The sequence below is a fragment of the Microbacterium sp. E-13 genome, from assembly GCF_049912955.1.
GTDB lineage: Bacteria > Actinomycetota > Actinomycetes > Actinomycetales > Microbacteriaceae > Microbacterium.
Genome location: NZ_CP183973.1, coordinates 2,746,584 through 2,756,876 on the forward strand (window position 1 = coordinate 2,746,584; position 10,293 = coordinate 2,756,876).

The following is a 10,293-nucleotide window of genomic DNA, read 5'->3' on the forward strand; positions in this document are numbered from 1 at the left end:
AGGGTGAGGGCGAGCACTAGGTAAGCCGATGCGAGCTTACGTGAGGGCATATCTGACTCCTTCGTCTTGACGCCCGCCATAGTCGGGAAGGGGTTGCGAGCGAACTTTGACTGACTATAGGATGTACTTCGTTCATCCGCAAGCCAAAGATGTCAACATCGACGTCGCAGTCAAAGGGGCAGCAGTGCAGACAGGCCAAAATGACGGGCTCGAGAGTCCGCGCGCAGACCTCAGCGCTTTCGGTTCGACAGCCGCGGTCCTGGCGAGCATCCGCTCTGCGCGAGACGGCGTATCCCGGGTCGATATCGCCCGGGCGACCGGCCTCAGCAAAGCGATTGTGACTGAGCGCGTCCGGTCGCTGGCGGATGCCGGCCTCATCGTGGAGGCGGGCGAGTTGGACAGCACCGGGGGCAGGCGCGCCACGCGCTTGATGCTGCGGGACCGACTGGTGGTCGTAGGCGCAGAGATCGCGATGACCCACATCCGGGCGAGCATCATCAACTTCCGTGCCGACGTGTTGGCTGAGAAGACTTTGCCTCTGTCGATGAAGGAAGGTCCCGACATAGTGCTGGAGGCACTCGAGGCCGCTATCGCGGACCTATTGGCCAGCATTGAGCCGCTCGTGCTGTGTGGAATCGGGGTGGGCGTGGCTGGCCCGGTGGAGTTTTCGACCGGCCGCCCCGTACATCCTCCGGTACACCCCGACTGGCACGACCAACCTGTTCGCGATCGACTAGCGGTTCGGTTCGGCGTCCCCGCGTGGGTCGACAACGAGGTCAACTTGATGGCGCTGGCTGAGCAGGAGCTAGGTGCTGGCGTCGGTGTGCCGAATTCACTGACGATCAAGATCGGCTCCTGGGTCGGCGCCGGTCTCATCTCTAACGGGAAACTACATCGAGGCGCCAATGGAAGCGCCGGAAGCTTGGTGACTTCCGCTGGTGGGGACGCCATCGCTGCCCGTGCCGAGGAGCTTGCCGTGACCGGTCAGAGCAGGTCGCTGTCTGCTGTGCTGGGGACTCGACCCATCACCGCGCAACTCGTAGGCGAACTAGCGGCCCTCGGTGACGACGACTGTCGCCAGATCCTCGACGAAGCAGCCGAAGATATAGGGCGGGTGATCTCCGTCCTCGTGGACTTTTTCAACCCGTCGCTTCTTGTTGTGGCGGGTGGAGTTACGAGCGGTGGCGACGAATTGCTTGCCCACCTGCGGAAGACGGTCTATGAGCGATCTCTTGCGCTGGCGACTCGGGATCTGCGCATTGAGCGCTCCGACCTGGGGCATAACGCAGCGATTCACGGGGCCGCTCTGATGGCAACGACCGAATTGACGTCGCCGGCGATGTTGTCCACGACCATGTCTGCGGTCGCTGCGCAGGTGGCTCGGGACGCTCGGGCGCGATGATGCGGGTCGGCGTAATTGGGACTGCTGGAGTCGGGCGGGCACACGTAAGCGCACTCCAGAAGGTCGAAGATGTGGACGTTGTGGCTATTGCCGGCTCCACGCGTGAGTCAGTGGATAGGGCCGCCGCCGCGCTCCACATCCCGAATGCGTTCGTGGGTGGTGCGCAGCTCATCGAGTCTGGCTTAGTCGATGCGGTGCACATTTGCACCCCCAATGCGCTGCACCCAGCCGACGTTCGCGCTGCCATCGATGCCGCGATCCACGTCGTCTGCGAGAAGCCGCTGTCGACGGACGCGCAGATCGCATACGACCTGTCGAAGCTGGACCGTCGCTCATCAACTCGGTCCACCGTGTGCTACCACTACCGATACGCGCCACTCATGCAGCAGCTAGTACAGATCGTGCAGTCGGGCGCACTGGGCGACATCCACACGGTGCGAGCGACCTACTTGCAGAACTGGCAGATCGACGCGGCCGCGACCTGGCGAAATGACCCGGAGCAGGCCGGGCCATCGCGCGTACTTAGCGATATCGGAAGTCACTTGCTCGACCTGGTCGAAGTGGCGACTGGCCGGCAAATCACGCGCCTTGAGGCGAGGACGCAGCGGCGGACACCCGACCGGCGGAGTGGAGATGATGATGCTGCCATTGCGACCGCTCAGCTCCGCGGCGGGGCGCTGGCTTCGCTCGTCGTCTCACAGATCTCTCCAGCGCACATGAACTCGGTCACCGTCGAACTCGACGGTCAACGCGGCAGCGCCTCCTGGGCGTTGGGGGATGTCGAGTCACTAAAGACTGTGCGAACTTCCGACATCGCGTCGCTCCGATTGGACCGTCACGAGAGTCCGACAACGGCGGGACGGTACTGGGTTTCGCCGGTCGACGCGAACGCGAGATTGGAGGCACTGTTTCAGTCCTTCTACGGTCATCTCGCCGACGGAGGGGTGGGACGGACCGCGACCATCACCCTGCCGAAGCTGGAGGACGCAGCGCGCCACGTTCGCCTTATTCAGCAGGCGGTCGATGGCGCCATGCCGCTCATGGATCTCAATCACTCAGCCTGACATCGACGGGACAATCATGAACACCAAGACCTACGAGCTCCTCGCAGCGCGGCGCGGAGCTCTGCACGAATCAGAGATCGACGCGCCGGGCCCCGGACAGCTCCTGATCGAGCCAATCGTCAATGGCGTCTGCGCTAGTGACCTACGGGATTGGGCGACTGGGCCAGCCCAGCTTCCCGTGCGCTTCGGCCATGAGCCAATGGGGCGAATCGCCGCAGTTGGCGCCGGCGTCGACTTCGCCGTTGGCGCGCTCGTAGGTGGGCGGATTTTCCCTTCCTACAGCACGTTGGCTCTCGCGGACGCTGAGGACGTCGTCCCAATTCCGGCAGGGGTGGACCCCACGACAGTGCTCGCCGAGCCGCTCGGATGCGTGGCTGAGGGGCTACGGCGGACGCCGGTTCCGCTCGGCGCGAAGGTGGCCGTCATCGGACTGGGGTACATGGGCCTCATCATGACGCAGCTCTTACGCAACGCCGGCGTCGCACATCTGGCCGCCATCGACCCGCGAGACGACGCGCGGGCCGCCGCCAAGCATTGCGGCGCAGATGAGGCGCTGGAAGAGTCCGACCTGCCCGGCTCAGCCTTCGCCACATCGGGCGCGCCAGGGACGAACGGCTACGACGTCGTCATCGAGGCGTCGGGATCCCAGCCTGGCCTGGACCTGGCAACTCGACTGGTTCGTCCCCATGGATCCATCTCGATTCTTGGGTTCCACCAAACGGAGCGCACCGTTGACGTCCGCGAGTGGAACTGGAAAGCCATAGACGTCATCAACGCCCACGTGCGGGATCGCGCACTTCTCCGCCGGAGCACAATCGCAGCGCTCGAGCTTCAAGCCTCTGGACGAATCGACGTCGGAAGCCTTGTCACGCACCGATTCAGTTTCGACCGGATCGATGAAGCGTTCGAAGCCATGATCCGCAAACCCTCTGGCTTCCTCAAGGCCGTCATCGATATCGCCTAGGCACTCGAGAGCCGGAGAAGAGATGACATCCGCAAGGGGCGACACTCCTGAGTCGCGAGGCAACACTGCAACGGGCTTGATAGCCGGAGTGCCGCGTGAGTGCTGATGCCCGACACCGCGACGCGGGCAACATCCTCGAACGCAGACCCGACTGCGCGGCGCCTCGACCTCGTCCCGAGATTATCGTCGCGCTCGCGCGTCGGGCGGCCATCGAGCGCATGGTGCCTCAAGTTGACGTCACGAGTTATACGCAGCTGCGGCGGCGGGCTCTCGAGGTGTCCAAACGCTTGGTGGGCAAAGGTGCCTACGTCCCGGCGTCAACCCAAGTTGAATCCCATGTGATTCCCTCCGACACCGCGCAGATCGAGGTGCTTGTGCATCGACCCCACGGCGAGGAGGTTCTTCCTGCCGTCGTTCTCGTCCACGGCGGGAGCTTCGCTTTTGGAAGCACGCACGACCATGCCCACTTCGCCCTCGCGAAATCGCGTGCGGAGTCGGGATACGTCGTAGTCGACGTCGAGTACCGGCTCGCTCCCGAATACCCATTTCCTGCCGCCTTGAACGACGTGGTCGCAGCGATCCGCTGGGTGAGAGACTCCGCGAGTCAACTACGTATACGCCCCGACGCCATACTCGCTGACGGCATCTCATCCGGCGGTGGCTTGGCGGCTGGAGCTGCCCTTGTGCTTCGGGACGCGGGAGAGGACGCCTTGGCCGGACTGGTGCTGGAGTGCCCCAGCATTGATCTTCGCCCGAGCGCAGCGTGGCGCGAGGAGTTTCAACAGTGGAACAGTCTCCCGCGAAGAGATGTCGTGCGCTCCATCTACCTTCAAGACACAGCTCCCGACCACCCACGGGCTTCACCAGCCTGCGAAGAATCCCTTGATGGCCTGCCACCTGTTCACATAGCGACGGCCGAGGTCGACCCACTGACTCCAGCAGCCGAGAACTTCGCAGCCAGGCTCCGAGAGGCATCAGTCCCGGTGACCGTCAGTCGGCACCTTGGCGTCACTCACGGATCGTTCCTGATTCGCGGTCTTGCCAGCTCTGCTGAGTGGGAAGCAGACGTGGCGGCCGCCTTCGAAAGAATGCGAGGTTGAAATGCCCGTCGACCCGATCATCACCCAGCAGGGACCGCGCTTCCCTGAGGACCCGCGTCGCGGTGACGTGGGCGCACGACGTCGCCGCCTGGAGGCCGAGTACATCGACGTGATGGAGAGGTTTTTCCCGCCCCGAATCAGCCCCGCTACAACTCTGGAGCGGTCCGTACCGAACGCCTATGGAGGACCGCCGGTTCCTATCCGTATCTTTCAGCCACCGGGTGCTACCACCGGAGGGGTGTTCGTCTACTTCTTTGGCGGTGCATGGTGGCTTCGCAGCTACAACGCACCGGATGTCCTCGACCGGTGCGCTCACATCGCAGTTCAAGCTGGCGTGACCGTGGTCGAGGTCGACTACCCTCTCGCACCCGAGAACCCGTATCCGGCCGCAATCGATGCGGGTGAATCGGTCATTCAGTGGTTGCTGACCGACCGTCACGGGCTCGATGTAGAAGCGACGCGAATCGCGCTAGGTGGCTTTTCAGCGGGCGGCAACATCGCCGCGGCCTTGACGCTGCGCCTGACCGAGCGCCTGCCGGATTGGCGCATCGCGACGCTCATCCTGGAAGCGCCCGTTCTGGATGCGACACAGCGCCACTACACCCCGTACGCTGCACCCCCCGGAGAGTTCGAGCAAACTCGGCAAGACCTCGCGGCTGCCGTTCAGCTGTACATTCAAGATCGGGTGACGGTGGAACACCCGCATGTCTCCCCGCTGCTCAGCGAGGATCTGTCCGCCTTCCCACCCACACATATCCTGGTTGGCGAGTACGACATACTGGCCCCCGAGGCGCAAGCGTTTGCCGGTCGGCTACTGGATTCTGGTGTAGAGGTGGTCAGCCTGACATTCAGCGGGCAGACGCATTTGACACATGCTCTCACGACGATCTCTGCGGCGGCGCGCGCCTGGCGCGCCCATGTGGTTTCCGCGCTACTCCCCCTCGGGTGGGACGCAAATGCGCTGCGGCCGTAGGGGGCCGAGTCGCGCCAGCTGGCGATTAGTTTCGGGTCGCTCTCTTGGTGTGAAACCTCGTCCCAACTGAACGAGCTCGCTCCTGGTCTGCGAGCCACGCTCGAGCAGACTTGCGATCCGGAAACGTCTGCGGCGCCCGGATCGTCTGTCCTTTGACTCGGAAGAATGCGCGGTAGCGTCCACCGCGCTCTTCGATCGTGCCGAAGTCAGCCGGGTTGCGACGCGTGAGACCCGTCTTGCGGCGAGTCATCGCCGGCCACCGTCCGTTGACCGCGCGCTGGCTCGCAGGGTGCTGCAGTGGCTAGAAATCGCCAACAAAATGACCTCCAACAGTCCCTGAGTCCCATGACTGGGACTCGTAGCGGATTCTGCTGGAGGTCTGAACTCTTACAGAGAGGAGAAAATCGCCGCTCATCGGGCGACTTATCGGTGGACCTGAGGGGAATCGAACCCCTGACCTCCTCGATGCGAACGAGGCGCGCTACCAACTGCGCTACAGGCCCGTGAACCTCGAAAACACTATCACGCTTGAAGTCCCGCTCCGAATCGACGGAGCCCGGCGAGGGGCCTATTCGCCGGCCGCGCGACGGGTCAGCAGCTGCCGCACGTGGGCCTCGATCTCGGCGTCGTCGACATATCCCATGCGCGCGAAATCCGAGTCGGCCGACGCCGAGCGCGCGGTGCGCGCCGAGTCGATCGAGGCCGGCTGCGCCGAGGCGGTGCGGGCCAGCATCGCCTCTTCGAGAGCCGCCTGACGAAGGGCATGCCGGGCGGCCTGCGCATCCAGCACAGCGGCCGCGCGCGACCCGGCGGACGCCGTGAGGGGGCGCGGCAGGTCGCGCGGAGCCCACTCGCGCTGCGCCTGCTCGAGGGCCACGTCCTGCAGCTCGGCGGCACGCCGGGGCGCAGCATCCGTCGCCTTCGCGACCGCGCGGGCGGCCACTCGCGAGAGACGATGAAGAACGAGACCGGATGCCGTCACCAGACCGACACCGGCCCACATCAGGGTCTGCACACCGAGGGTGATCGTCTCGAAGACACCCCACCCGGCGAGGGCGAGCCCCAGGAGGCCGATGAGCGTGGCGATGAGGCGGAAGGCGCGTCGCGCGCGAGCCCGGCGGGCTGCCGGCAGCGCACGGGCCGCGGAGAGTTCGGAGCGCGCGGCCGCCTCCACCTCGGCGCGGGCAGCGCGGGCGTGCTCGAGGTCGACGCGCGCGGCCGCCTCGGCGGCGACGCGCTCTGCCCGTGCCCGTTCGCGGTCCACCCGCGCGGCCGCCTCGGCGCGCTCCCGCTCGGTGCGCGCGCGCTCCAGGTCGACGCGGGCAGTCTCGAGGGCGGCCTGCTCGCGCTCCGCAAGCGCTCGCTTGGCCAGCCGCTGCTGCGCTGCGGCGGTGCGCGCGTTGAGCTCGAGTCGCACCTCTTCCGGCGTCTCGCTCGTCTCGGCGAGCACGCGCAGCGCCTGGTTGAGACGCACGGCATTGCGCTCGGCGGCGTCGAACTGACGTCGGCTGTGCCACGTGGGCAGCAGGTAGACCATCCACAAGGCCACGGCGACGAGAACGATCACTCCCCCACCCAGCACCTGCCCACCCATGAACACCACGGTAGGGGACCGGATGCCACCACCCCCGGCATCGGGTCGCGTGTCACGCAAGACAGGTCGCGCTTTCGACGGCGGCGGATCGGCGAGACTCCGACCGCGCGAGGCGCGCGGGCGGGCGACTCAGGCGTGCGGGTCAGGCGTGCAGGCGGTCGGCAGGCGGGACGGTCGCCGCGTCCTGCGGCGCGCGGCCCGACACCCACCGCTGGAGAACGCCCTCGGGCACTTCCTCGCGCACGAGCGCGAACGCGTAGTGGTCGCGCCAGTCGCCGTCGATGTGGATGTAGCGGCGGCGAAGCCCCTCGTACCGGAACCCGAGCTTCTCGACCACGCGCAGGCTCGCCCGGTTCTCGGGACGGATGCAGATCTCCATGCGGTGCAGGCGCAGCTCCGAGAAGCAGATGTCGGTCGCGAGAGCTACCGCGGTCGGCGTGATGCCGCGACCCGCGAAGCGCTCGCTGACCCAGTAGCCGATGGTGGCCGAGGCCAGCGACCCCCGGGCGATCCCCCACACGTTCAGCTGGCCGGCGATCTCGCCGCCCGACTCCATCACGAACGGCACGCCGGCGCCGTCGCGATACTGCTGGAGCAGCCGGCGCACGCCGACGCGCATGTCGAACGAGACCGGCCCGTCGGGACTCGTCGCCTCCCAGGGCCGCAGCCACCCGCGGTTGGAGAGCAGCTCGTTCTGCAGCACGCGCGCGTCACGCTGCCGCACGAGGCGGATCGACACCGACCCGTGCGTGCGGGGAGCCGTCAGATCCACGTGACTCCCTCGAACGGGCGGCCTCAGAGCGTTGCCGCGAATTCCTTGAACCAGGGACGCAGCGCGGGGCCGAGATCATCGCGATCGGCCGCGAGCTGCACGATGGCCTTGATGTAGTCCACCCTATCGCCGGTGTCGTAGCGACGGCCACGGAAAACCACCCCGTAGACCCCCGGCCCGTTGGGATCGGCGGCCAGCTCCTGCAGGGCGTCGGTCAGCTGGATCTCGCCGCCCTTGCCCGGCTCGGTGCGCTCGAGGATCTCGAAGACGTCGGGCGAGAGCACGTACCGGCCGATGATCGCGAGGTTCGAGGGCGCATCCTCCGCCTTCGGCTTCTCGACGAGCCCGCTCACCTTCACCACGCCGTTGCCGTCGGTGGACTCCACCGAGGCGACGCCGTAGAGGTGGATCTGCTCCGGGTCGACCTCCATGAGGGCGACGATCGCCGCACCCGTCCGCTCGTGCTCCGCGATCATCGTGGTCAGCAGCTCGTCGCGCTCGTCGATGAGGTCGTCGCCGAGCATGACCGCGAACGAGGCGTCGCCGACATGCGCCTTGGCCCGCAGCACCGCGTGCCCGAGGCCCTTCGGCTCGCCCTGCCGCACGAAGTGGATGTCGGCCAGATCGCTGGACTCCAGCACCCGGTGGAGGCGATCGAGGTCGCCCTTGTCCTTGAGCCTGACCTCGAGCTCGGGAACCGAGTCGAAGTGGTTGGAGATCGCGTTCTTGTTACGCCCGATGATCACCAGGATGTCTTCGATGCCCGCCTGCGCGGCTTCTTCGACGACGTACTGGATGGCCGGCTTGTCGACGACAGGCAGCATCTCCTTGGGCATCGCCTTGGTGGCGGGGAGGAAGCGGGTGCCGAGACCTGCGGCCGGGATGACGGCCTTGATCGGTTTGTGGGGCATTCCCCGAGTTTAGACGGCATCGCGCCGCAGGCCTGGTGCCGGTGCCGGACGAGGTGCCCCGGCCCCACCGTAGAATCGACACCATGTCCGACGCGATCGCCGATGCGAAGCGCGCCCTGCGCGCGGAACTGCGGGAGCGCCGCCAGATGCAGTCGCCGCAGGCGCGCGAGGCGGCCGAGGCGGGCATCCGCGACCAGCTGGTCGCGCTCGTCGACCAACATGGCGCGCGATCGATCTCGTGCTTCCTTTCGACTCCGGCCGAGCCGGGCACCCGTTCTTTCGTGGCGGATGCGGTGGCGCGCGGCATCCGCGTTCTCCTTCCCATCACCCGCGCCGACGGCCTGCTCGACTGGGCCGTGGCGACACCGGAGGGCGACATCGCCGAGGGCATGTACGGGCTCCCGGAGCCGGTCGGAGAGCTGCTCGGGCCGATCGCCGTCAACGACGTCGACCTGCTCGTGATCCCGGCCGCGTCGGTCGACCGCAACGGGATGCGACTGGGCTGGGGCCGTGGCTTCTACGACAAGACCCTCGGCTCCATGGAGCGGTGCCCTCCGGTCTACGCCGTCGTCTTCGACTCGGAGTTCGTCGACGAGGTGCCCAGCGACGAGCTCGACCAGCCCGTCGACGGGGTCGTCACTCCCACCCGCACCATCACCCTCGCGCCCACGCGGCGCTGATCGAGAATCACCGAGAGAGCCATGCCCACCTACGCCTACGCCTGCAAGCAGTGCGGTCACCGCTTCGACGCCGTGCAGTCCTTCGCCGACCCCGCCCTCACCGAGTGCCCCGAATGCGGTGGGCCGCTCCGCAAGGAGTACGGCTCGATCGGCGTCACCTTCAACGGCTCGGGCTTCTACCGCACCGACTCGCGCGCCGGCGCCAAGGACGGCGGGTCGACGGCGGGCGGCGGATCGGATGCCTCGGCTGGCGCCTCATCGCCTGTTTCGGCATCATCGAAATCCGAGGCGAAGGCCTCTCCCGCGTCGTCCGGAGCCTGATCCTCCGGCATCCCCCACGCGGAACGACCCCCGGGAGTGATCGTGATCAAGGGCTTCAAGGAATTCATCCTGCGCGGAAACGTCATCGACCTGGCGGTCGCGGTCGTCATCGGCGCGGCGTTCACGGCGATCGTCACCGCCATCGTCAACGGACTCATCAATCCGCTGATCGCGCTGGTGTTCAACGCCAGCAGCCTGGAGAAGGTCGGGTGGACCGTCGTCAACATGAACGGCGACGAGGTGTTCTTCGGCTTCGGGATGATCCTCGGCGCGATCATCAACTTCCTCGCCGTCGCCGTCGTGGTGTACTTCGTCTTCGTCTACCCGATGAACCGCATCAAGGAGCGCGCCGCGGCGCGTGCCGGCGTCACCCCCGCCGACGAGGAGCCGAAGCTCCCGACGGAGCAGGAGCTGCTGGTGCAGATCCGCGACCTGCTCGACCACGGCAACCAGCGCCAGGCGCCGACGACCCGCCTCTGACCGACGTCATCCACTCCCTCGCTCCCCCTTTC

Annotated in this window: 11 protein-coding genes and 1 tRNA gene; 8 read left to right on the plus strand and 4 right to left on the minus strand. The window is 66.5% G+C overall.

From position 1 onward, the window contains the following. Nucleotides 1-121: 121 nt before the first annotated feature. The 5 genes from ACN9MP_RS12645 to ACN9MP_RS12665 all read left to right on the plus strand — a co-directional run bounded on the left by ACN9MP_RS12645 (nt 122) and on the right by ACN9MP_RS12665 (nt 5,503). Nucleotides 122-1,402, plus strand: a complete 1,281-nt coding sequence (locus ACN9MP_RS12645) for an ROK family protein (RefSeq protein WP_426320679.1) — start codon at nt 122-124, stop codon at nt 1,400-1,402. Continuing rightward, on the plus strand, nt 1,402-2,466 hold the full coding sequence (locus ACN9MP_RS12650; RefSeq protein ID WP_426326013.1) for a Gfo/Idh/MocA family protein: 1,065 nt from the start codon (nt 1,402-1,404) through the stop codon (nt 2,464-2,466). The genes ACN9MP_RS12645 and ACN9MP_RS12650 overlap by 1 nt, the downstream gene beginning before the upstream one ends. A gap of 16 nt (nt 2,467-2,482) precedes the next feature. Continuing rightward, complete coding sequence (locus ACN9MP_RS12655; protein WP_426320681.1) at nt 2,483-3,430, plus strand: zinc-binding dehydrogenase; 948 nt, start codon at nt 2,483-2,485, stop codon at nt 3,428-3,430. Between the two features lie 338 nt (nt 3,431-3,768). Beyond that, nucleotides 3,769-4,530, plus strand: coding sequence for an alpha/beta hydrolase fold domain-containing protein (locus tag ACN9MP_RS12660; RefSeq protein ID WP_426320683.1), 762 nt, complete (start codon nt 3,769-3,771; stop codon nt 4,528-4,530). Between the two features lies 1 nt (nt 4,531). Next, a complete protein-coding gene (locus ACN9MP_RS12665; protein ID WP_426320685.1) occupies nt 4,532-5,503 on the plus strand; it encodes an alpha/beta hydrolase in 972 nt (323 codons plus the stop codon). Between the two features lie 430 nt (nt 5,504-5,933). Here the strand turns inward: ACN9MP_RS12665 and ACN9MP_RS12670 are convergent. The 4 genes from ACN9MP_RS12670 to galU form a co-directional block, all read right to left on the minus strand. Then, nucleotides 5,934-6,006: transfer RNA gene (locus tag ACN9MP_RS12670), tRNA-Ala, on the minus strand. A 65-nt stretch (nt 6,007-6,071) separates the two neighbouring features. Continuing rightward, nucleotides 6,072-7,097 carry a large exoprotein gene (locus ACN9MP_RS12675; RefSeq protein ID WP_426320686.1) on the minus strand — a complete coding sequence of 342 codons (1,026 nt, stop codon included), beginning with the start codon at nt 7,095-7,097 and terminating at the stop codon, nt 6,072-6,074. Nucleotides 7,098-7,239: 142 nt separating this feature from the next. After that, nucleotides 7,240-7,869, minus strand: a complete 630-nt coding sequence (locus ACN9MP_RS12680) for a GNAT family N-acetyltransferase (protein WP_426320688.1) — start codon at nt 7,867-7,869, stop codon at nt 7,240-7,242. Between the two features lie 23 nt (nt 7,870-7,892). Then, nucleotides 7,893-8,780, minus strand: a complete 888-nt coding sequence (galU, locus tag ACN9MP_RS12685; protein ID WP_426320690.1) for a UTP--glucose-1-phosphate uridylyltransferase GalU — start codon at nt 8,778-8,780, stop codon at nt 7,893-7,895. Nucleotides 8,781-8,863: 83 nt separating this feature from the next. Between galU and ACN9MP_RS12690 the strand changes: the two genes are divergently transcribed. The 3 genes from ACN9MP_RS12690 to mscL are packed head-to-tail and all read left to right on the plus strand — an operon-like array spanning nt 8,864 to nt 10,261. Beyond that, a complete protein-coding gene (locus ACN9MP_RS12690; protein ID WP_426320692.1) occupies nt 8,864-9,460 on the plus strand; it encodes a 5-formyltetrahydrofolate cyclo-ligase in 597 nt (198 codons plus the stop codon). Nucleotides 9,461-9,481: 21 nt separating this feature from the next. Further along, entirely contained in the window at nt 9,482-9,781 is a 300-nt protein-coding gene (locus ACN9MP_RS12695; protein ID WP_426320694.1) for an FmdB family zinc ribbon protein, read from the plus strand. Between the two features lie 42 nt (nt 9,782-9,823). After that, complete coding sequence (gene mscL, locus ACN9MP_RS12700) at nt 9,824-10,261, plus strand: large conductance mechanosensitive channel protein MscL (RefSeq protein WP_426320695.1); 438 nt, start codon at nt 9,824-9,826, stop codon at nt 10,259-10,261. Nucleotides 10,262-10,293: the final 32 nt, after the last annotated feature.

What these genes read in the sequence shown, in the direction of transcription:
- ACN9MP_RS12675 (WP_426320686.1), bottom strand. Translation starts at nt 7,097, where the DNA reads ATGGGTGGGCAGGTGCTGGGTGGGGGAGTGATCGTTCTCGTCGCCGTG.
- ACN9MP_RS12655 (WP_426320681.1), top strand. Translation starts at nt 2,483, where the DNA reads ATGAACACCAAGACCTACGAGCTCCTCGCAGCGCGGCGCGGAGCTCTG.
- ACN9MP_RS12695 (WP_426320694.1), top strand. Translation starts at nt 9,482, where the DNA reads ATGCCCACCTACGCCTACGCCTGCAAGCAGTGCGGTCACCGCTTCGAC.
- ACN9MP_RS12690 (WP_426320692.1), top strand. Translation starts at nt 8,864, where the DNA reads ATGTCCGACGCGATCGCCGATGCGAAGCGCGCCCTGCGCGCGGAACTG.
- galU (WP_426320690.1), bottom strand. Translation starts at nt 8,780, where the DNA reads ATGCCCCACAAACCGATCAAGGCCGTCATCCCGGCCGCAGGTCTCGGC.
- ACN9MP_RS12645 (WP_426320679.1), top strand. Translation starts at nt 122, where the DNA reads ATGTACTTCGTTCATCCGCAAGCCAAAGATGTCAACATCGACGTCGCA.
- ACN9MP_RS12650 (WP_426326013.1), top strand. Translation starts at nt 1,402, where the DNA reads ATGCGGGTCGGCGTAATTGGGACTGCTGGAGTCGGGCGGGCACACGTA.
- ACN9MP_RS12665 (WP_426320685.1), top strand. Translation starts at nt 4,532, where the DNA reads ATGCCCGTCGACCCGATCATCACCCAGCAGGGACCGCGCTTCCCTGAG.